Raw genomic sequence first — 21477 nt, 5'->3', positions numbered from 1 at the left:
GTCACCCGATGCTGCGTGTACCGTTGGAACAGCTAGATTGGGGGCCCACATGCCTGTTAGCAGGGAAGCAATCGACAGAGAGGAAAGCACTTTTTTTCGTAACATGATGACTCCTTTCAAACTTGAACGCAAAATTCGACTTATTCCCCAAAAATATAACAATGGATAATTAACTTTGTCTATATGGTTTCGGAAACCACATAATATCTTAACGTAAGTGCTTCCAAAGCGCTGCCTTCTTATTGTATCTATTCCAATTAATGTGGTTGATAGGATCTTCCTGTCATTCCAGCACAACCGCTTGCATGACTAAAGCTCTTTTCCCCATGTGATTATCCCCATGTATCGCTTACTCATTAACAACTACGGTCTTCACAACTTTATCCGGATGTGTACTTGAATACTCAAAAGCTTCAGCAATTTGATGAAATGAGAAAGTATCCGTAATTAGATCTTTTACATTGATCTTGCCATCGGAAATCCATTGTATCGCAGCAGGATATGCGTTTACATATCTATGTACTGCGACATAGTCCAATTCTTTTTCTATAAAGGCAGCAATGTTCATCTCCACGATATTTCCGCCTGGCCAACCTACCTGTACAACACAGCCACCTGGACGGCAATAATTTACTGTCGATGCTGTAGCTTTACTTGATCCGGCAGTTTCAAAAACGACAGCACCTTCTATACCTGTATCACTAGGTAAGGCTACCTTATCCATTCCTATTTTTTTGGCCAAAATGAGTCTAGCTTCATTAAAATCAACACAAATTACCTTTCCTCCGCCTGCCGCTTTAAAAGCTTGCGCAGTAAGCAGACCAATGGGACCTGCACCAAGGATTACTGCCGTATCGCCATTTTTAAATCTGGCTCGATTTACTGCGTGAAGCCCCACTGCAACTGGTTCAACCATTGCCGCTTCTTCAAAGGATAGTGTTTGGGGAATATGAAATACCATATCTTGACGTATAGAAATGTAATCACAAAAGGTACCATTGACCGGAGGCGCTGATAGGAAGATAACGTCCGGGCATAAATTATAACGCCCGGATTTGCAATAGATACAAGTCCTACAAGTAATACCAGGCTCGATAACAACGTGTTCGCCTACAGAAAAGCCTCTAACTTCACTTCCCACCGCTTCAATAATTCCACTGGATTCGTGTCCTGGAACATAGGGCTCTTCTACAACGAAATTGCCTAATCTTCCATCCCGGTAAAAATGAATATCTGATCCGCAAATACCATTTGCTTTAATTTTGACTAAAACTTCATCTGCTTTCGGTACCGGAATTTCCTCTTCTTGTATTGTAAATCTATGTTCTTTATCGAGGTATGCTTTTCTATTCATTTTCATATATTCAGCCCCTGTATAGAATAGTCCGCTTTCAGTTTTAATGCCTCTGTTAAAAGAAGAAGTGTTAACGCTTGGCCGTATGTCATGGGGCAAATGGGAACATCCCTGTAGTCCTGCAGTCGGTCGCTAATAGCCGTGCCGTATGATACCTCAGTCACAGTCCCATCCTCCGAAATTCTATCCAGGATAGCATGAAGCCCTTTAATACCACATTCACGATATGTTTCGGGAATGTACCCCATCCGTACTGCTTTCAAGATTCCATAAGCAAAGCCGGCTGTAGCTGAAGCTTCAACATAGGATTCCGGTTCTATGATGAGAGTATGCCACATGCCGTTTTCGTTCTGGTACTGTTCCAAAGCTTTAATCTGACCATGGAGAGTATCTAATAAGAACCATTTTACCCCTAAGTTTGAATTCCCTATGATATCAAGGTAGTCTACCACGCCAGAGGTATACCAACTGTTACCTCTAGCCCATTGAATTTCACCGAAGCTGTGTCGTCCGTTAAAGTCAAAACCATGATTGAGCAACCCCGTGTTCTTGTCCGTCAGGTATTTAATATGGAGCAGAAATTGTCTGGATGACTCTTCCAAATAATCTTCTCGATCTAATAATTTGCCCATTCGTGCCATGAACAGTACCGTCATAAAAAGCGTATCGATCCAGATCTGTCCCGGATTTTCTACTCCGGAAACGATATGCTGAAAACCCATTTCTTCGGTCCGAGGCAGTTCCTTCATGACCCACTCAGCCCATTCCCTGCAAACATCTAAATAAATTCCATTATTTGTATATTCATACACATAGGTTAGTGTCAAGAGAGGGCATACGGTGTTAATATTTTTTTCCGGCAGGCCCTTTGCGATATTGGTGTCAAACCACTTGATCAAGAAATCAAGCGCTTCTTGATTACCCGTTTCGGCATAGTATTTTTGCATACCGTATAAACCGACTCCCTGAGCCCACTCCCAGGTCCCCATATCAATGATGCTTATTGGACAGATCTCATTGACACCTGTTTCATTGTCGAGGGTTTGCATCCTGTAGGATACTTTTTCAAATAGTTTCAGCAATTCGTCTCTTCTCATGATTACATCTCTTCCTTCCGCTTCGCTCATATTTAAAATATTTTTTCGCCATATTTCGATTATATTGAATTGTAAAAAAATATTATTGCAATATTGTCTTTATTTATTGCATTTTTGTTTAAGCGCGATTAGAATTTACTCAAATATATCTAACAAAAAGGGCTGATACTATTGGATAGCATAATTGGCCTAAAAAAAGTCAGAGAACCCTACGATGTAGATCTTAAATTGGAACACGTCATTGGGACAGATAAGGAAGTGATGAACTATTACCATTTCCACAATGTTTTCGAAATTTATCTGGCCCTCACTCCGGGAGCAGAAATGTGGATCGATAATAAACGATACATGGTTTCCGCCAATGACCTTTTCCTGTTGAGTACTCGCGACCAGCACCGGGTCATCATTCATGACCGAAAAGGGTATGAAAGATACTTTCTTTATTTTAATCCTTTATATATCCAGCCTCTTTGCACTTCTAATACCAATCTGCTGGAATGTTTCGACATACTTGCTTCAAACCGTACCCACTGCCTTAAACTAACTACGGAGGAAGCCCAAAAGCTATTATCATACTATGGTGACGAATTGTTAGATGCTGATGTGAATTCGAATTCATATGCATGGGATATCAAGCGAAGGATTCTTCTGGCTGAAATCCTTATCTTTCTCAATGAAGTGGTTATGCGGGGAATACGTTCAACAGATTCTAATAACGCTGAAACTGCTTCCCATCATGTCTTGATGCATGTTATGGAATTTATCGCCAGCAATTATCAACAGGATTTAAATGCTCAACAGGTTGCTGAACTCTTCAGTCTAAACCGACATCAGTTAAACCGGCTTTTCAAGGAAGTTACCGGCATTTCCTTTCATAAATATCTGGTGAATACGCGGATTATAAAGGCACGGGAACTATTAGAGCAGGGCTGCATATCCACAACTCAAGCATGTTATGAAAGCGGTTTTAATGATTATGCTCATTTCATACGTACTTTTAGTAATGCCGTAGGTACGGCTCCGGGAAAATATGCTCGACAGTTTCAAAAGAACACTGTCTCCTCAATTTTCAATTGATTTCGCCGAAGAAAAACAAAAACGCTTGGAAGCCCAAGCGCTAAGAGGAATTGAAACCTTCGAAAATTTTTTATTTTACAATTTACTCCTTCAAGGAAAACTTCATCCGATCCAGATTCCCTACATACATAAGACCGGATGTCGTCGTCCCCTTGAACACGACGCAGATGGTTTGCTTGCCGCTCACCAGTTGATCCAGGCGTCCGCCGGCCGTTTTGTAGGTTCCCCAGCCGGTGCCCGTATTGGGCAAGCTTACTGTGCCAATGATAGCACCGTCTTTATCGTTCACATGGATTTCCGCAAATACGTTGGCCGGCGATTTTTGGCTGGGCGCATCATAGACGATCTCAAGATAGTTTTTGCCCTTTGCCCCGAAATCCACATCGTTGTAGGTCATCCAAGCGCCGTTAAACGTGTTGCCCACGGTCGTCCCGTTATTATTGCTTTCCGTTTTTAACGGATTGTTATTAAACGTGTTCACCGCCGTTGTCCAAGCGGAACGGGCTTCAAATTCGACCGTCACATCCTGTTCGGGCGCTTGCGGGCTTAACGTAAAGCTCGCGTTGTCGTAGTTGCCGATGTATTTGTAAGCCGCGCTGCCCGTGCCCGTCATCACGAGGTAGACATCCTGGATACCCGACAACGTTTGGGTGAGCTGCGCCGTAACGGTTTTGTAAGTGCCCCACGATGCGGCTGTCGGAGGCGTGTTAACCTTCCCGATCAGCGTACCGTTGACGCCGCCTATCCGAACCTCCACCGCCGCATCGGCCGGGCAGCTCGCGCTATTGCCCGAATACCCGCGATATGTTCTATGGCATCCGGGTAATTCGACCATCGAACCGGATTCGGTATCCATTGCGGGGGATGGATGTATATCTGAGAACCTTGTTTTAACGAAGTTGAAATCATCCATAGGAACGGAAGCAGAAACAAAAGGCAGAGCCCCGTCTTGAGCTGTTTGATCTTGCGATGGATTGCCACCAAACTCCCTCTCCCTTCTTTAGTTCACCTTTCCGAGTTAAATCTTAAGGGAATCGTAATATATGCCTCAGGCATTTTCAATATAGTCCATTGATAAGATTGCGTAAATGCGATCTAGAGTAAAGGGTAGAGAAATTCGCCCCTCCTCATCAAACAATACTCATTGTATCATTGAGAAGTCGAGGCGACTTTATTGTTTGTATAACAACATTTTCTTTAGCAGATGAATTGTAACCACGAGTAACAAAGGAATTGTAAATCCGGTCAACTTCCAAATTGGAAGGATTACCGTGATGTGCTCGGTCAATTTTGCTTCGCTTCTTTGTAAAAGAAAAGCAAATATCATATTGATAAAAGTCAGAGGTAATATAAACACTTTCTCGTCCTTTAATTTACATATACGTACAACTAAATGATTTAATATGAAAAGTATAATGCAAGCTTTCATGTAAGAACCTACGATTAAAGCTATCCCAATAATGAATTCTACCCGCTGAAGAATAGGTTGTACATCAATCATTCGTGCAACCTCTACCATCGAATACTTTCTTTCCCCGGCTAAGGGTCCGAAAACAAGAATGGTTGATATAGAGACCGCAATCAATGTGATGACGCTGATACCAAACGCAATAACCAGCTTTTTATGTAAATCCCGGGCCGGCCGACGAACAAAAGGAAGAAGTAGGGCGAGTAAGACCGGTTCTGCGTGGGTGAAACCATATGAAAGGTAAGCGCCATGTAATACAGGTTTTATGCCATCAGGAAGAACAGGTAAAAGAAATTCTCTGTGATAATTAGGAATGGACAACAGCAAAGTCAAGATGATGAACAGCATCACGATGAAAATTAAAATGGTAAACATTCTGCTCATGACTTCAATCCCTGCACGTACAGTTATGGCCACTGTGGTGAAGATAAAGATATCAAATATGTATTGAGGGGTTTGCCTCATTAAAGAACTGTTAGCATATTTACCTACTTCATGTACGATATCTGTACTCATTTCAAATAAGAGCGAAATAAATGGAATAACAATAACAATGGTGGGCCAGGTTCCCAAAACGGCTTGGCTATATTCACTAAAAGATAGTCCGGGATATTCCTTATCCATGTAAAGAACAAACAGTAATTGAATCATGGCAACCGTGCCGGAGAGCAGCAGAGATATCCACACACCGTTATGGGCGAATCCAATTAATGGACCGGGAAGGTTTACAATAACTGAGCCAGTCAAATAAACAAAAAACAATACGATCAATTGATCTTGACTTATGATTTGTTTATTCATAAAGGTCATGTTGCTCCTTTTCTAAGAATCTTTATCTAAATACTCAACTATATGATGAGCCAAATCTTTATACAGCCATGATGCGATGTCATGAAGAATCGGCATTCCAAATTCCCCAACATACTCAATACCAAGATAAATAGAGGCAATAACGGTCACTCCATATGCGATCTTGTCGCGCAGCGCCATTTTCTTTATTTTGGCAAGATTATAGAACGTCATTAACAAATAACTCGAGATCACAACAATCATTTTTTCAGCCATCCGTTCGTGCTCCTTCACTAATTGTCTATAGAAAGCGGTTTTGATATTGCAGTTCCGCTATTTTTTATTTCAATTTTTGCTTTAATATCGATTTGAGTATTAGCGAAACGCTCTTCCCAATTCCTCTTCCATCGTTTCCATAAGGCTGGGTCTTTACGATATATTTGGTCCCCTAATCCAATTAGGTCTAATTTCTTTTGTTTCATTCGGTTCAAAGTTTTTCTTAAAGATTGTTCAACTGCCCGAGCCGCGGCCGCGGCAAATTTTTTTTCATCTTCCGGAGTTTTTAACTTCATGCACCTCATTTCTCCAATAGCTCCCGAGAAATAAACGAATATTTGAAGTTTGACTGCTTCCCCTTCAATTTGTGGAGTTAGTTTGGAATAGAAGGATAATACTTCCAGGGAACTATCGCTTGCATCGCTCGAATCGCTTTGAGTTTCGCACGGCACGCGGATAATTCCTCCCTTGTACTTATTGTGTAACATTTGTATCATTTGCGAATCTTGAGGAGAAACGACCCCCTCCCATTTTCCTTTTTTTAAAACTGCCATTCCGGCAGCTACCAGATCCTCTCCTTTGTTTCCGCCTTTAGTGATGTAAGGAACTAACGAAATCCCCGTCTGGCTGCGAAGACCGACGAAAAGATCAAGTAAAGAAGTGTTAGTCGTTTTGTAATTGTGCCGATCGGAATATTTTGAAATTTGCAACAACTGTTGACTTACTGTTTTTTCGATTAAAGGCTTCATTTTCAAATATTGCGATGCTTTCCCGTGGGCAATAAAAAATGAAGAACTAAGTCTAGCCTCATGATCCCGATAAAAGAAATCCAAAACCTCGCCGATAGGATGTATTTGTACTAACTGATCTTCTACAATGATAGCTCTCAAATGGCTCCATTGTCCTTTGCGTCCTATATGAAGGATAATATCCCGAATCCCGTCAAACATCGTTTCACCCTTTGTTTGCACATTGATATAGGAAATATCTCCGCTTTGCTTTCCTTGTGAACCGCCGGAATGTACCGGTTTGTATATTTGCACCGTAAGATCAACCATTCCTTTATCGGCTTTGTCGATGGCAAGTCCTAAGATAAAGGACCGATCCGTAAGTTCTGTCTTATCCCAGCAACCCGGCAGCAATAGAACGCATACCATCAGACAGCCGACAAATGCGATTTTTCGCATAATAGGCCTTCTTTCAAAAAAACTGTCTTTTATTTTTCAGATCCGAATATCTTCTTGCTGCGCGGTGAACGCAGCAAAATTTTAAACGGGGCACGAATGAATGCATCCAATAATTGCTTCGGTTGAAGAGGTGCTACAGGGGTTAGATATGGCTGCCCAAGGGATCTGAGACTCGTTAAATGCAGCAAGATCCAGAGAAAACCTATCATCAGACCGAATCCGCCCAGGAATGTGCTTAAAATCATGAGCGGAATCTTTATAATTCTTAAAGCGGTAGCCATGTTGTATTGAGGAATGGCAAAAGAAGCAATTCCGGTTAATGCAACGACCACGACCATCGTCGGAGAGGCAATACCTGCAGATATGGCTGCTTCACCAATAACGAGAGCGCCAACAATACTTATCGTGGCGCCAATCTGTCTTGGCAATCGCGCTCCGGCTTCCCGAAGAAGTTCAAAGAAAAATTCCATGATGGCGGCTTCATAAAACGCAGGGAAAGGAATTCCCTCACGCGCATTCATGATGGCAAGTAAAAGAACAGTAGGAATTAATTCCGGATGAAAAGTCGTTAAAGCAATATATATGCTGGGCAAACTTAAAGCAATAAAAAATGCAAATATCCTCATTAAGCGAATTAGGGAGGCAATTATACTTCTTTGGTAAAAGTCTTCCGAGGATTGATACATTTCTGTAAATAGTCCCGGACATATTAAAATCGAACCTGTGCCTTCGACGAGCACGATGATTTTACCGTCCAACATAGCTGCAGTAGCGGTATCCGGCCGTTCTGTATAGCGGTATTGAGGGAATGGAGAATAAGTCGAATCCTCAATCCCCTCTTCAATAAAAGAGGTCTCAAGAACATTAACTTGCTTTAGTCTGGAAATCCGCTCTTTTAACTCAGCTAAGACTTCCATATTAACTGTATTTATCAAATAAGCGATATTGATTTCAGTTTTGGTTTCTACCCCAAGCGTAAACTTTTCTAATTTAAAATTAGGAGTTTTTAACCGCTGCCGTAACATACCGATATTCTTTTGCAAATTTTCAACTGTACTCTCGCGCGGACCATGAACTACGGATTCTGCAACCGGTTCGCTCACTTGCCTGGTTATTAGTGAAGCAACTTTGTAAGACAAAGCTTGATCCCAACCATTAAAGAAGATAACAAGATGCCCTGTAACAATATCATCAATTGCTTCTTTTAGATCGTTTACAAGCTTGGCAGATTGCGAGGAAACACCGTGGTTGCTGAAAAAGCGAATTACATCTTCAGGTGTGACAGAACTTGCAGGGCCTACTTCGTGGGGAACAAGGTCCTGAAGTGATGCTTTCATATAATTTAATGTTTTATGTTCGAATAACGACTCGAAATAAACGGAAAATGCTGTGTGTCGGAGCTCCGGTCCAAAGTGCCACTGAAAAACAGATAAATCATCGCAGGATTCAAAACGCGTTTCGAGCCACTTTAAATTAGATTCCAATACGGGTGAAATCGGTTGTATATCCATTTCTGAACGGGTACCGGCAAAGTTCGTTTGGTTCATGTGGTTAACCTCCGGAAGTAAGAACTATGCTACAATTATTTCCAACTCAAATAAGATTTATTTATGCTTTTTCGAAATTCAGGATAAAATTAAGTTCGTCCCCGTGACTAACCAACCTTATGACAGTACGCGGTGTGTAGTGTCAGATAGGTTGCGCCTGCTGTTATTTTTATTTTATCCTGAAAAAATCCGCACGAATCCGGAAATGGAAAAATCCGCAAAAGACTTAAACGGATTTAAGTCTTTCGCGGACCGAGAAGTGTTCATACCCATTTGCAAAATAAAAGCTCATGTCATACCGGTAACTGCGTCATATTTCCTTATTAAACTATAGTTTCCCCGCGAGTTTTCTGCGTTGTAGATTCCTTGTATTGTTACTCTCTCCCGCCGAGTACTCCGTGCCGAATAAGAACATTCTTCACATTCTCACTACCCATTGCTTGATCTGGAAGTTTACTCCCTGCTTCTATGAGGCTCTCTGCAACTGCGGCATAATCCCCCTTGGGAGCTTGAATATGAAGTGATCCCCAGATACAGCTATTCATTGGAATCCCTCCGAATTCATTCAGGATGTCCATAGAAGCACCGCGTTCAATTAGCAGTCGGACGATTTCGTAGTCTCCTTGTGCTGCGGCACAATGAAGGGCTGTCATCGAACGGGCGTTGCTCCATGCATCCACATGAAAACCAACATCCAACATGAGTCGCACTGCATCTGCTTTATGCTTCCATGCTGCATCCGTAATTACACTCTGCTCTTCCGGCTCCAGGGATCGGACAATATCTGCATGTTCCCTTAACATGCTATGGACGGTTTCTGTATCTGCCCGCATACAGGCAAACAGGAATTTCTGCTTAACTGAACTGTACGACAGCATTAACTCCGTAATGGCTTCATAACCCAGGTGATCCGCAAGAAAGATCGGCCTCACAGCTGCGCCTATATGGTACGCATATATATGCCCGCCAACGGAGGTGAAATTCCCTTTCCCCACCTGGGCCTGAAGGGCATTCGGATCCTCCTTCAGAATTTTGCGGACGAGTTCGATATCCCCCAACTTACAAGCCATGAAGATATCCGTCTGAGCGCCGCGTTCAATTAAATGTCTGCATTTGTCCGGGTTATTGACAGCATACTGAGCCGGTGTACTGTTGTGGTCGATATCCCGCTTATCAATCTCAGCCCCGTGATCCAGTAGGAAATCGATGATCTCAGGCAAAATGGCATAATGCAGAGGAACCTGCCCATCCGGGCCGCGTTGATTGACAACTTCCGGATCCTCCTCTACCATCTTTTGCAGGATATCCAGCATTCCCAATGCAGCCGCAGCATGCGGATCGACATGAGCTCCCCGCTCAATAAGATAACGGGATAAATCGTGATGATCATGATGCAGAACACCAAATCCTCCCGCCCACCAGTTGCTTTTGGCATTGATGTCAGCCCCGTACTGCAATAATACATCCACCATCTCACGGTTTCCTCTATTTGCAGAAATCACAATCGCCGGCGTGTCGAAAACAAACCATGGTTCGTCGATCTGTGCGACAAGCGATGGATGGTTTTGCAATAGACGCCTTAAAGCTTCAGTGTCGTTATTATCAACTGCCTGTTTGAATTGTTCGATGACCATGTTATTCTCCCTCCTTATACCTCAATAAAATGATGGCTTTGCCCAATCGGTATTCGGTTCGCTTACACCTAGACTGATTTTAACATATTTATCACTTTTTTCTTCAATAATATCGATGATTAATTGAGTTACCGCTTGACGTGTAACCTGTGCACCCTTAAATAATTCTCCTTTTTGCGTGAGCATATAATTCGTATTACCCTCTTGGTTGTAAAGCCATGTAAGGCGTAAAAGTGTATAATCTAGATTTGAATTTTCAAGCAACCGTGCGGATTCAGTCTGAGAACGCATTCTACTGCCTCCACCAATCATTTTCTTATTCCATTGGCCAAAAGCTCCAGGCACTTCATCATAAATACCCAAAACGGAAGCAGCGATTACCCTTTTCACTCCAGCAAAATTCATTGCATCAATAATGGTTTTCGTGGATTTTTCATCGCCCATGTCATTAATATAAACGAGGTCGATATCTTGCATAGCCTCGATCAGTTTATCTTTGTCTTTAAAATCACCGTCAAAAATAGTTTCTCGACGATCATCAGTGATAGTTAACCGCTTATGGCCATTTTTTGCATAAAGAATGATGAGATTGTCCGTGTTATTGAGCAATTTATTTGTTAACATACGAGCTATTTGGCCCGCTGCACCTAAAATCAAAATTTTCATGATATCATTCCTCTTTATTAATTAATGCTACATAAATATCAAAATCTGTTTTCCCGTCAGCCTGCATTTCCCTTCAATAACGAACCGACACGGCCGGTAGATACGAACGCGATGCCCGCCGCGATCACGACCGAAACAGCACTGATCCAAGTGATCGATAGGATGGATAAGCTGCCAACAGTAATTCCCCCAATGCCGGCTCCTGCAGCAAAACCCAGTTGTACAAAAGAACTGTTCAGACTAAGGACGATACCGGAAGCTTCCGGAGCAAGCGAGACCAAGTTAAAGTTCTGGGTTGGCCCAAATACCCAGCAAACGATCTCCCAGATCATGAGTAATAGAATCGTCATTACGACGGAGCCGATGCCGGAGACAGAGGACAGCACGACTAAGGCAAGGATTTGGATAGCCATTGATCCGAAGATCGTGCGGGGTATGCCGATCCGATCTGCCAAGAAGCCGCCAAGTCTGGAGCCGATCAAGCTCCCGACGCCTAATGCCAAGAGAATACCGCTCATATGCCGTTCCATCGTCGGCATGGCGGCGGACAGAAACGGAGTGATATACGTATCGACTATCGAAAAGCCGATAAATACGAAGAACGTTATGCCAAGGGTGAGTGTGATCCTCGGCTGCTTCAAGAAAGCAAGCCGCTTGCCCAATGAGACGGACGCTTCGCCTTCCAAGGCAGGGATCGACCGTACGATGGCAGCAAAAGCCAGCAGGCTCAAAACGCCGATGGCCCAGAAGATCGTCTTCCAATCATAGGCCGCAGAGACCATGCGACCGATGGGAACGCCGAATACGAGAGAGGAGCTAAAGCCCATAGCGACAGTGGACATTGCTCCCCCCTGGCGGCCGGGAGAAGCCAGCTTGGACGCTATAGAATAAGCCGTGACGACGAAGACGCCGGTTCCGACTCCAAGCACAATGCGGGAAGCCATCAGAAAGCCGAAGCCCGAAAGGGCCAGCATGGAGACGATACCAAGCAAGATGAGGGAGAGAGCCAGGAGCAGTTGATTGCGTTGATTCAACTTTGCCGCCGCCAGCACGACCAAGGGTGCGCCAAGCGCGTTGCCAAGCGCAAATACTGTTATGAGCTGCCCGGCTGTCGATATCGATACACCGACGGAAGCGGCAATTTTGTCCAACATACCAACGATGCCAAATTGTGAAGTGCCAACTAAGAAACAGATCAAAGCAAGCATATAGATTTTCCAAGTATTATTCATGTTATCCTAACCACCTAAATTCCATGTAGTCTTTAAAGAGAGAGATGGACCACTGTTTGCAGTGGCCCTTCAATCAAATATCAAGTTTGCGGGTACCGATCCTTTTTACCATTTCAGGGTCGTTATGTGAAAAGAATAAGCTCTTGTTCGTATCCAATGCAGCAATCGTCTCCATATCCTCTTGCTTTAATTCAAAATCAAAGATATTGAAGTTTTCGATCATTCTGTCTTTCCGAACAGACTTTGGAATCACAACGACTTCTCTTTGTACCAACCAGCGTAAAATCACTTGTGCAACGGATTTATTATACTTTTCGGCGATTGATACCAAAACTTCATTATTGAACATGTTATTTCTTCCTTCACCAAAAGGCGCCCAGGACTCGATCTGCACATTGTTTTCTTTCAAGAATGTTGCACTTTCTGTTTGCTGGCAAAAAGGGTTCGTTTCAACTTGGTTTACTGCCGGAATTACTTCATTATGGATAATCAAATCGATCAGACGGTCCATTTGGAAATTGCTAACTCCAATGGATCGAACCTTTCCCTCTCGATACAGCTCCTCCATCGCACGCCAAGAGCCATAAACATCGCCAAACGGCTGATGAATTAAATATAGATCCAAATAATCCAATTGCAATCTTCTCAGTGATTTTTCAAATGCTTTCTTTGTGGGCTCATACCCAGTGTCTTGAACCCAGAGTTTTGTCGTAATGAACAATTCATCTCTTGAAACGCCGCTTCGTTGGATTGCTCTGCCCACCGCTTCTTCATTTAAATAAGATGCAGCCGTATCAATCAGACGATAACCCGCCGTTATGGCATTATAAACGCTTTGTTCACATTCATTTGCATCTGGAATCTGATAAACCCCAAAGCCGAGTATGGGCATCTTAACACCATTGTTCAAAGTCACAGTTTGCATGACAAAATCCTCCTGTCAATATTTATCGTTATTTTCCTGCTCTTTTTGCAAAATCTGAACCTGCCGGGTACCAATGGCCGCAACCACGCCCATGACCTTATTATGAAACATCCGACAAAAAACAGTTATCTCATTTGTCGCAAATGTTTGCCTAATTCTATCATTTCCATAGAAATCTTAAACAAAGCCCATTGACCAATAAAGTCAATGGGCTTGTTATTGTACGATCTTGGCTGCTTGTTAACCTGCCAGGAGTCCGCACGACGGAGCTTCTCTTACAACAGCTCGAAATCCACTTCTTGCAGATCCCGCGAATTGGAACCGATATACAGTTTGAAGCCGCCCGGTTCCGCTTCGTGCCTCAAATCCGCCGTCCAGAAAGCAAGATCGGAGACTGTGACGGTAAAGCTGACTTCCCGGCTTTCGCCGGCGGCCAGCACCGCCTTGCGAAACCCTTTCAGTTCCTTCACCGGACGCACGACGCTGCCGTGCTTAGAAACAGACTGCCGCGTCGGTCTGTTTTATTATTCGGGGGAGCATCACAATTCTCGGGCGGTTTGTCGGTAGCGGTTTTGCCGAATCGCCAGTACCGCAAAACAGCCCAAGAAAGTGATGCCTGCAACAAGGTACGGAAGGGACAAGGATAGGTCGTACAATGCTCCGGCAGCCGTCGAACCTGCAATCGTCCCGAGACTCGTGAAAGTGGAGTTCAATCCTGCAACATAACCTTGATCGTTGCCGGCCGATTTGGACAAATACGCGCTGGCCGCCGGCCGAAGAAGATCGCAAGCGGCGAAAATAATAATGGTAACGAGCAAGACCGCCCAATAACGATGGGCCAACAAAATGGCCAGAATCGACACGCCTGCCAAAGCGAGGCTTATATATATCACTTTGATTTCGCCAACCTTTTTCACGAGAACGTCCAACAGACCAATCTGAATGACGACTCCGACAATGGCGCCAATCGTCATGATCAAGGCGATATCCCGCGGACCGAATTGATGCTCGGCATCCAAATACAGGCCAAAAACCGTCTCAAAGTTCGAAAGGCCAAACCCGAGAATGAGCAGCACAAGAAGCGCAAAAAAGTAAGGCGCTTTTCTGGAGTTTATCAATTGATAGATCAGGCTTTGTTTGGCAGCGGTGCCGGCTGCCGGATATGCGGTGCCGGTATTCGCCATTTTCAAGGATTCAGGCAGCACCAGTAAGGTTAACACCGCCGAAAATGCAACGACGATAGCGGCTGTATAGAACGGCACGCGTATACCGTATTCCGCCAGGAATCCTCCTAACCCCGGGCCGATAATGAATCCTGTCGACATCGCCGCGGATACAAAGCCCATTCCTTTGGCCCGTTCATCCTCCGTGGTGACGTCGGCCGTAAAGGCCATAATACCCGGAAAAATAAAGGCAACTCCAATTCCGCTTAGCAGCCTGGAGATGAATAACAGGTAAAGGGAAGAAGCAAACCCAAATATGGCCTCGGAAATGGCAAGCAAAGCAAGACCGGCGACGATGACCTTTTTCCTGCCGACAGTATCGCAAAGTCTTCCTGCCAGAGGGGAAAATAGCAATTGCGTAACCGCGAAAGCGGCTGTCAATAAACCTACCGCAGCTCCGGTTAATCCCAACTCTTTCATCAACGTGGGCATAACGGGAACCACAAGCCCGTATGCCGCCATCGCAAGGAAAAGATTGGCCATCAATAAGGTGAGCGCTCCATTGTTTTTCAATAACAAAGACATATCGTTTTCTCTCCTCTGTCAAAATCATATATAATAATATAGAACGAATGTTCAGTATAAATCAAGTTCTTCGGGGAAAAAGGTTTTCAACAAAACTTCATTCGAAAAAAAGAAGAGTTAGATTTAAAAAGCCCGTGCCATAAGGCACGGACTCACGTCAATTAAATTCAAACGAAACTGATGCCGGGTGCACAACTGCCGCCGCAAACCGGACCGGCCCGATGAGTCCGCTTGGTTCCTGCTGCGCAAACGATGACAAGAAGTCGCGCTGATCTTTCACTAACGTATTCGTAACTTCAATGACAAGCTTGTTTTTGCCCTTTTTTATCAGACCGTTGATTTCCAAGCTATAAGGTGGACATATGCGTACCCCCGCTTGTTCGTCATTTAACCATACTTCTGCCGTTTCATAGACATCACCCAAATCTAACAGAGCTTGGTTTGCGGATTCGTTCCACTCAAATTCCGTTTCATAACGGAAAGTACCGGTAAATCGCGGTAAATAATCAGGCCCGCTCATATTCGTCAATGCCGTCAGTTTCCCCCATTCCTTGAAATGAGGATAATGTTCGGCATCAGCGGTGGAAACAGTCCATTCGCCTTTAAGCTCAAGATCCGCCCCAACAGTATGCCTTGGAAGGGCGGCATAACCTTCAAGATCAGATCCATGGAGCAGGATGATGGATTCATACGGATGAAGGACAAGCCGAACCGCCGTTGTGCCGTTCTCCCTTTCTGCATATAAACTGATCAACTGATTCCGGAAGGCATCGTAGGCAAATACATCACCTTGGATGGGCAAAACAATCTTCGTATGAATGGTTTGATTCGGGTGTTCGTTAAAGAACATAAAAACATCCAAATTTTGCTGAAGATAGTGATAGTTCCGAAGATACGGTTCGTATTGGCCGGCTCTAATCTCGTAATGTTCGTCTGCAATAAGGTCTTTCGCCAGCTTTTCTAAAGCTGCAAGCTTCACATTCCGGTGATCGGCCAGACAAGACAGTTCGGCAGAAACATCACTGCCCTCGCTCGATCGCAATGGTAGCCCGTCAATAAAGCGAACGGCTAGTCCTTGTTCGGCAAACTCGGCCAAGTTCCGAATCATCGCCGCCGGAAGCGCTTCTGCATAGGGGACGATCAGGCACTCGTAATCCTCGTGATGTACGTACAGTTTGCTGTCTTGCACGCTCGCCGCTTCCAAAAGAACGTCGACAGGAAGAACGTCGCAGTCGATCTGATGCTGCATCAATTCCTTCACAGGCTTATGAAAATACATCGATGCTCCGGACCATTCGGCTTCAGCATGATAAACGACGGCTGCGGTCGCCACGTGTCTTCCGCCTGTAATCAGGTGACTAATCCGATTCATATATCGATTTAAGTGCTTATAATATCGGTACTGCGGATTTTTCCCGTTCGCATACATATGCGGCGGGCAATCCGGATCCGGAAAAGCTTTTTGAGTAAAGGCATGCGGGACAAAATAGTTAACACCTCGAACGAGCATATGATCTGTGAGCCACTTCATCAGCTTCAGGCCCTCCGTCCAGCCATATGCCCCATACAATTCACACATCGTACGGCCTTGTTTTTTCGGATCCATGTGTCCAAGCGACACGCCAAGCTTAGCGAGGCCATAGTGGAAGAATTCACTATCCGTTTCCCCCGAAACGCAGCGGAAACTCAATTCATCGAAGCCAGGGACGATCTGCCACAGCACCACATCGAGGCCTGACATATCTTGTCCCCATAGCGCGCGAAAAAAGTGCCCGGCGCCGGATCCGAGCCTTGCATGAACGTTGTTGTCTTCGAGTACATGTCCGATGTATTCTACCCCGTGGGCTCTACACCATACTCCGATTTGGCTGCAGAAGTTTTCGGCGTAGAGCTTACTGACGATATTCATATAATGGTACCGTACAATATTCGACTGTTCTCCTGCATCGTGCCAGAGGAGATGCAGCAGCTTCCGATAGTCGGGCCCCAAAGCTTCCTCCAGCAGGGCCGGCATTTCCCGGCTCCAGGGGAGCGGTACTCCCTGCTTTCCAGGCTTCGAATTGAAATCAAACGTTTTCTCATCATTGTAAAATCCGGGTTCATCTGAAAAGAAGCCAACAAATGTCTTTCCGAAATCCGCTTTATACCGATCGTAAAAAGCCTCGTATACCGTGTCGAGCAAAATGCGAACTGAATCCCGGTCCAGCGGGTTCAAATAATCTGCCTGCTCCTTGCTTCCGCCATCCTTATTTTCGGAAATAATAAATACACGCCAATACCCTTCGGGGATATCCCAGTAAAGGATACCATCTTGTACAAGTTCTGTTATGTCAACCGTGTCACCGGTTAATGATCCGTTAGATGGATTGCGACGGACCGCGACAACTGAAATCAGCTTATTTTTACCGCTCGCGTTTTGGCTGTGCGAGATGGTCGGCCGAAGCCCACGCATCAGCAAAGTATCCAGAAGCAGAGATGTTCCTTGGGCAAGACCGAAGGTATCGATATACCGTTCACCCAAAAACATGCGATGAAGCTCTTCCGGAGCCTCTTTCACCTTGCCTGCCGCATGACCCGTCGGAAAATGGTCGTCATCAAGCATCCATACCTTCATGCCGCGTTTTCGCGCTTCATCCATAATGATGTCCATGTCTTTCCACCATTTCGGTCCGAGAAAATCCGGATGCGGCCGAGCCTCCACGCAAACGGCCCCGATTCCGGATTCATGAACACGGGCAATCTCTTCCCGAATCACCTCCTCTTCCTCACCATGCTGCCAGAGAAAAGGAAGGATATAATTATGCTCCTGACCCTCAAGCACTTCCCTAAGACGATTGCTCATAATAGCCCCCTGCTTCAACTTAGTTTCAACCATCCGATGTTCGCAGCTTGGATGGAAATATCCGCCCGGCTTCGAATCGAAGCCGGGCGGATACAATTATTTTTTCACTTTCGCATACCAATCTCTGGCACGCTTCGTAACCTCTTCACCACCCGATTTGTTCCACTTGTCTACGAATTCATCAAATTTGCTGATCGGGTATTGCCCGAGGATAATCTTGGTGGCGTATTCCACGTACAGCGTACGATTGTTAATGTCCGGGAAGCCTTCGTACACACTGGCCGGCATACCGTCGCCGGCAATGATCTTGACATACTTCTGGGCTTCCTGCATATTTCGGTTAACCTGATTAATCGCCCACATTCTGTCTTCCGAAGCTGTACTCTTATTTAGATCGATCATGAAATCAAGGGTAGATATTTTTGCATATGGATCAAGAATCAGGTTCTCTTGTGTACTCTTGTCATCCGGAAGTCTAGCTGGCTTGCCGTCCTTCATCGCATAGTGCATTCCTTCCACGCCAAGGTACAGAGGGATCCAATTCTTCTTATCGTACATGTTGTTCAGCAGCTTCAAGGTAGCCATCAATTTCTTCTGATCCTTGTTACTCTTGACCACCCAGGCCGGAGGGGTAAATCTCTTCCAAGTGTAGAAGCCCTTATAGCCCGCGACTTCCGGTATGGGGAGTACCGAGAATTCAGCCTTTACACCAGTGTTCTTATATAGATTTTCTAAAGGCAAATAGCCGCTTTCCACCCAATGGAAATAGTTTCCTGCCTTATTCGACTCAATCTTGCCATCCCACTTGGCCTTGTCGTTGAGGAGCGTTTCCTTATCCAGTAACCCGTCCTTATACAGCTTGGCGATGAACTCCAAGGCGGCTTTCATATTCGGTGTAACCGCAGAATAAGTCAGTTTGCCGTCGTACAGGTCCCAATCCGGATACCCTTCGAACATGGCCACTCCGTACATGGCGAACAGATGATCCATCCAACGCGCCTCCTGACGGCCACCCGTCGGAAGCTCATCCTTCTGGCCGTTGCCGTTAGGATCTTTGTCCCGGAACGCCTCCAGCACCTTCACGTATTCGTCTTGGGTTTTCGGCATCGACAGGCCCAATTTGTCAAGCCAATCCTTGCGGATCATGCCGGCGTATCTCCCGTAGTCCACCACACCGGGGATATAATAAATTCTCCCCTGACCGGTAGGATCGTTGGCTTTGACCACATCCCACATTTCTTTCGGAATGGCTTCCCATAAATTCGGTGCATACTTGGGCAGCAGCTCAGTCAGGTCGGCAATTGCGCCGTTTTTAGCCAAGCTGTCTTCGATGCCCTGCTGGGGTAAGAACAGGTCCGGCATTTCGTTAGCGGCGATCTTCAGGTTCAATTGATTCAGGTAGTTGGTGCCTCCGTTCCATTCCACATAGGGATGGATGACGCCGACGCCCAGTTTTTCCTTATACAATTCATACAGCTTGCTGCCTTTGGTGATCGGTTTATAGCCGATGTTAGTGCCCCATACTTCAATATCGACTATTTCATCTGCATTGGAGGCCTGGTTCTGGGCAGAAGTTGAAGAACCTTCGGAAGAGTTCGTGTTTCCGCTGCAGCCGGTGACAGCAGTAATCGCAAGGACACCTGCCGCTACTAATAACCCCATCTTTTTGAAATTCATATGGTATTCCCCCTCTGAATCGTAATGATATGTTTAAGGCTGCTTGCCCATAAACCGGAAAGGGTAGTTTACCCTTTTACGGAGCCGATCATGGCTCCTTTGACGAAGTATTTCTGCAAGAAAGGATACACCAAAATGATCGGGATGATCGCAAAAATAACTGTCGCTGCCCTTAGAGTCCGCTCATTATAGTTAAGATCAGCCTTTGAAACGGCACCCGCCATAATCACGTTATCGTCGGTAATGAACTGTCGAATCTTGATCTGCAGCGGAAACCAGTCCGGATCTTGCAGAAAAAAGAGCGGATGCTGGAACTGATTCCACAGCATCACACCGTAGAATAAAGCAAGTGTCGCCAATACTGCTTTGGACAGCGGAAGCACGAATTGGAACAGCATCCGGAAATATCCGCAGCCTTCAATGAAGGCGGCTTCCTCCAATTCCTTGGAAAATTGCTTGAAGAAGGTTCTCATGATAATCAGATTGAACGGATTCAGGATATGCGGTATGACCAGGACCAGCGGATTGTTATAAAGGCCGATGCCGCGAACCGTTAGGAAGTAAGGCACGATAGGCGCCTTGAAGATCATCGCAATCACGACGCCGACCATAATGACAGGTCCCCAGCGAAACTCCGGCTTTGACAGCGGGTACGCAAGCAGCGCGGTCATTAGCAGGGCCAAAACCGTGCCAATCACCGTCGAGCTCAAGGTCAAGAAGAACGATTTCCACAGGTCGGGACGGTCGATCATATGTCCCCAGGAGTCTAACGTAAATTGCTTCGGCCATATCGTTACCAGGTTCATATCCACGGCACTTTTGGAGCTAAGCGAGGTGGAGATCACGGACAGGAGCGGTACGAGCGCTATGACGGACAACAGTATGAGAAAGACCGTAATTGTCGTTACGAATACTTTTTCTCCTCTCGATTCAAACATGCCTACCAGAGCCCCCCATCCGAAACTTTCTTCGACAGCCTATTGAATATAAACACCAGGATAAATCCAATCACCGACTGGAATAAACCGACTGCCGTCGCAAAGCTGTACTGCGCTTGCTGAATGCCTGTCCGGAACACGTACGTATCCAGGATGTCTCCTACACTATACGTCATCGGAGTGATCAGATTATACACTTGATCAAAACCGAGATCCAGGAAATTGCCGATTTCAAGCAGGAACAGCACCAGCACGGTAGGTAGAAGAAGCGGAAACGTAATGTGGCGGATTTGCCTAAACTTGGATGCGCCGTCGATCATCGCCGATTCGTACAGCTGAGGATCGATTGAGCTGATGGCCGCTATATACACCACGGTTCCCCAACCGGCATCTCTCCATATGGATGCGATCACGTAAACAGGCCGAAAGTATACGCTTTCCTGCATAGCCAGCAGAGGTTCAAAACCAAACCACCCGCTTACAATGTTGAACAACCCGCTTAATGAAAAGAAATCGAAGACGATACCGGCAACAATAACCCAGGACAAAAAGTGCGGAATGTACAGAGCGGTCTGGATCCCTTTCTTCAGCGCCGATTTTCGAATCTCGTTAATCATCAGCGCCAGCAGAACGGGCACCGGGAAGACTAGTACGAGCTTGAGAAATCCCAGCATTAACGTATTCCCGAACACTCGGACGAAGTCAGGATGATGAATCAGGGTCTTAAAATGCTTGAGACCTACCCAAGGACTATCGATGAATCCTTTGAAAACCGAATAGTCCTTGAAGGCGATTACAGAACCGGCCAGCGGAATGTATTTAAATACAATGAGAAAAATAATTCCCGGAATCGCCATCACGTACAGCGGCCAAAACACCTTCATTCGATGAAATGCAACTGCTTTCAACTTGTTCCCTCCAGTTTCTAGTTGTTGAATTCGCTTACACAGATACTATACAACTAGTGGAAACATCGCTCAATCGGGCATTTTTAAGTTTAAACAAGGGTATTTTTAAGAA

18 protein-coding genes are annotated in these 21477 nt (G+C 45.2%); 1 reads left to right on the top strand and 17 read right to left on the bottom strand.

Features of this window, described 5'->3' with window-relative positions; translation table 11 throughout:
* Window positions 1–349: 349 nt before the first annotated feature.
* Window positions 350–1360, bottom strand: coding sequence for an alcohol dehydrogenase catalytic domain-containing protein (locus AC6RNO_RS05505; protein ID WP_497104876.1), 1011 nt, complete (start codon window positions 1358–1360; stop codon window positions 350–352).
* Complete coding sequence (bglB, locus tag AC6RNO_RS05500; RefSeq protein ID WP_497104875.1) at window positions 1357–2451, bottom strand: beta-galactosidase BglB; 1095 nt, start codon at window positions 2449–2451, stop codon at window positions 1357–1359. The genes AC6RNO_RS05505 and bglB overlap by 4 nt, the downstream gene beginning before the upstream one ends.
* Before the next feature lie 171 nt (window positions 2452–2622).
* Here bglB and AC6RNO_RS05495 point away from each other — a divergent pair, with 171 nt between their 5' ends.
* Window positions 2623–3528: a helix-turn-helix domain-containing protein gene (locus tag AC6RNO_RS05495; RefSeq protein WP_474679240.1), complete on the top strand. Its 906-nt coding sequence runs from the start codon at window positions 2623–2625 to the stop codon at window positions 3526–3528.
* A gap of 82 nt (window positions 3529–3610) precedes the next feature.
* On the opposite strand, the gene AC6RNO_RS05490 is transcribed toward AC6RNO_RS05495, so the two are convergent.
* From AC6RNO_RS05490 to AC6RNO_RS05420, 15 genes are all read right to left on the bottom strand, one after another.
* The gene (locus AC6RNO_RS05490; RefSeq protein ID WP_497104874.1) at window positions 3611–4363 is read right to left on the bottom strand and encodes a carbohydrate-binding protein; all 753 of its coding nucleotides are present in this window, start codon (window positions 4361–4363) and stop codon (window positions 3611–3613) included.
* A 336-nt stretch (window positions 4364–4699) separates the two neighbouring features.
* Window positions 4700–5797 carry a GerAB/ArcD/ProY family transporter gene (locus AC6RNO_RS05485; protein ID WP_488437278.1) on the bottom strand — a complete coding sequence of 366 codons (1098 nt, stop codon included), beginning with the start codon at window positions 5795–5797 and terminating at the stop codon, window positions 4700–4702.
* A gap of 21 nt (window positions 5798–5818) precedes the next feature.
* Window positions 5819–6061: a hypothetical protein gene (locus AC6RNO_RS05480; protein WP_474679243.1), complete on the bottom strand. Its 243-nt coding sequence runs from the start codon at window positions 6059–6061 to the stop codon at window positions 5819–5821.
* A 17-nt stretch (window positions 6062–6078) separates the two neighbouring features.
* Window positions 6079–7248 carry a Ger(x)C family spore germination protein gene (locus AC6RNO_RS05475; protein WP_488437277.1) on the bottom strand — a complete coding sequence of 390 codons (1170 nt, stop codon included), beginning with the start codon at window positions 7246–7248 and terminating at the stop codon, window positions 6079–6081.
* A gap of 29 nt (window positions 7249–7277) precedes the next feature.
* Window positions 7278–8795 (bottom strand): spore germination protein, encoded by a 1518-nt coding sequence (locus AC6RNO_RS05470; protein WP_497104873.1) that lies wholly within the window; start codon window positions 8793–8795, stop codon window positions 7278–7280.
* 374 nt (window positions 8796–9169) lie between these two features.
* Window positions 9170–10429, bottom strand: a complete 1260-nt coding sequence (locus AC6RNO_RS05465; protein ID WP_497104872.1) for an ankyrin repeat domain-containing protein — start codon at window positions 10427–10429, stop codon at window positions 9170–9172.
* 21 nt (window positions 10430–10450) lie between these two features.
* Window positions 10451–11095 carry an NAD(P)H-binding protein gene (locus AC6RNO_RS05460; protein WP_497104871.1) on the bottom strand — a complete coding sequence of 215 codons (645 nt, stop codon included), beginning with the start codon at window positions 11093–11095 and terminating at the stop codon, window positions 10451–10453.
* A gap of 56 nt (window positions 11096–11151) precedes the next feature.
* Window positions 11152–12327 carry an MFS transporter gene (locus AC6RNO_RS05455; protein ID WP_497104870.1) on the bottom strand — a complete coding sequence of 392 codons (1176 nt, stop codon included), beginning with the start codon at window positions 12325–12327 and terminating at the stop codon, window positions 11152–11154.
* A 73-nt stretch (window positions 12328–12400) separates the two neighbouring features.
* Window positions 12401–13252, bottom strand: a complete 852-nt coding sequence (locus tag AC6RNO_RS05450; protein WP_497104869.1) for an aldo/keto reductase — start codon at window positions 13250–13252, stop codon at window positions 12401–12403.
* A 275-nt stretch (window positions 13253–13527) separates the two neighbouring features.
* On the bottom strand, window positions 13528–13731 hold the full coding sequence (locus tag AC6RNO_RS05445) for a fibronectin type III-like domain-contianing protein (RefSeq protein ID WP_474679250.1): 204 nt from the start codon (window positions 13729–13731) through the stop codon (window positions 13528–13530).
* A gap of 60 nt (window positions 13732–13791) precedes the next feature.
* A complete protein-coding gene (locus tag AC6RNO_RS05440; RefSeq protein ID WP_488437271.1) occupies window positions 13792–15000 on the bottom strand; it encodes an MFS transporter in 1209 nt (402 codons plus the stop codon).
* A 157-nt stretch (window positions 15001–15157) separates the two neighbouring features.
* Entirely contained in the window at window positions 15158–17842 is a 2685-nt protein-coding gene (locus tag AC6RNO_RS05435; RefSeq protein ID WP_497104868.1) for a glycosylhydrolase-like jelly roll fold domain-containing protein, read from the bottom strand.
* Window positions 17843–17938: 96 nt separating this feature from the next.
* The gene (locus AC6RNO_RS05430; protein WP_497104867.1) at window positions 17939–19519 is read right to left on the bottom strand and encodes a type 2 periplasmic-binding domain-containing protein; all 1581 of its coding nucleotides are present in this window, start codon (window positions 19517–19519) and stop codon (window positions 17939–17941) included.
* A 68-nt stretch (window positions 19520–19587) separates the two neighbouring features.
* A complete protein-coding gene (locus AC6RNO_RS05425) occupies window positions 19588–20457 on the bottom strand; it encodes an ABC transporter permease subunit (RefSeq protein WP_497104866.1) in 870 nt (289 codons plus the stop codon).
* Window positions 20458–20459: 2 nt separating this feature from the next.
* Entirely contained in the window at window positions 20460–21365 is a 906-nt protein-coding gene (locus tag AC6RNO_RS05420; RefSeq protein ID WP_497104865.1) for an ABC transporter permease subunit, read from the bottom strand.
* Between the last annotated feature and the right edge of the window lie 112 nt (window positions 21366–21477).

The sequence above is a fragment of the Paenibacillus sp. sgz302190 genome (assembly GCF_059820445.1).
The sequence above is the reverse complement of the archived record's forward strand: the minus strand, read 5'-3'. Positions and strand labels throughout refer to the sequence as shown.

Coding starts and splice junctions, on each gene's coding strand:
- AC6RNO_RS05505 (WP_497104876.1), bottom strand. CDS start 1,360: ATGAAAATGAATAGAAAAGCATACCTCGATAAAGAACATAGATTTACA.
- bglB (WP_497104875.1), bottom strand. CDS start 2,451: ATGAGAAGAGACGAATTGCTGAAACTATTTGAAAAAGTATCCTACAGG.
- AC6RNO_RS05490 (WP_497104874.1), bottom strand. CDS start 4,363: ATGGTCGAATTACCCGGATGCCATAGAACATATCGCGGGTATTCGGGC.
- AC6RNO_RS05485 (WP_488437278.1), bottom strand. CDS start 5,797: ATGAATAAACAAATCATAAGTCAAGATCAATTGATCGTATTGTTTTTT.
- AC6RNO_RS05480 (WP_474679243.1), bottom strand. CDS start 6,061: ATGGCTGAAAAAATGATTGTTGTGATCTCGAGTTATTTGTTAATGACG.
- AC6RNO_RS05475 (WP_488437277.1), bottom strand. CDS start 7,248: ATGCGAAAAATCGCATTTGTCGGCTGTCTGATGGTATGCGTTCTATTG.
- AC6RNO_RS05470 (WP_497104873.1), bottom strand. CDS start 8,795: ATGAACCAAACGAACTTTGCCGGTACCCGTTCAGAAATGGATATACAA.
- AC6RNO_RS05465 (WP_497104872.1), bottom strand. CDS start 10,429: ATGGTCATCGAACAATTCAAACAGGCAGTTGATAATAACGACACTGAA.
- AC6RNO_RS05460 (WP_497104871.1), bottom strand. CDS start 11,095: ATGAAAATTTTGATTTTAGGTGCAGCGGGCCAAATAGCTCGTATGTTA.
- AC6RNO_RS05455 (WP_497104870.1), bottom strand. CDS start 12,327: ATGAATAATACTTGGAAAATCTATATGCTTGCTTTGATCTGTTTCTTA.
- AC6RNO_RS05450 (WP_497104869.1), bottom strand. CDS start 13,252: ATGCAAACTGTGACTTTGAACAATGGTGTTAAGATGCCCATACTCGGC.
- AC6RNO_RS05440 (WP_488437271.1), bottom strand. CDS start 15,000: ATGTCTTTGTTATTGAAAAACAATGGAGCGCTCACCTTATTGATGGCC.
- AC6RNO_RS05435 (WP_497104868.1), bottom strand. CDS start 17,842: ATGAGCAATCGTCTTAGGGAAGTGCTTGAGGGTCAGGAGCATAATTAT.
- AC6RNO_RS05430 (WP_497104867.1), bottom strand. CDS start 19,519: ATGAATTTCAAAAAGATGGGGTTATTAGTAGCGGCAGGTGTCCTTGCG.
- AC6RNO_RS05425 (WP_497104866.1), bottom strand. CDS start 20,457: ATGTTTGAATCGAGAGGAGAAAAAGTATTCGTAACGACAATTACGGTC.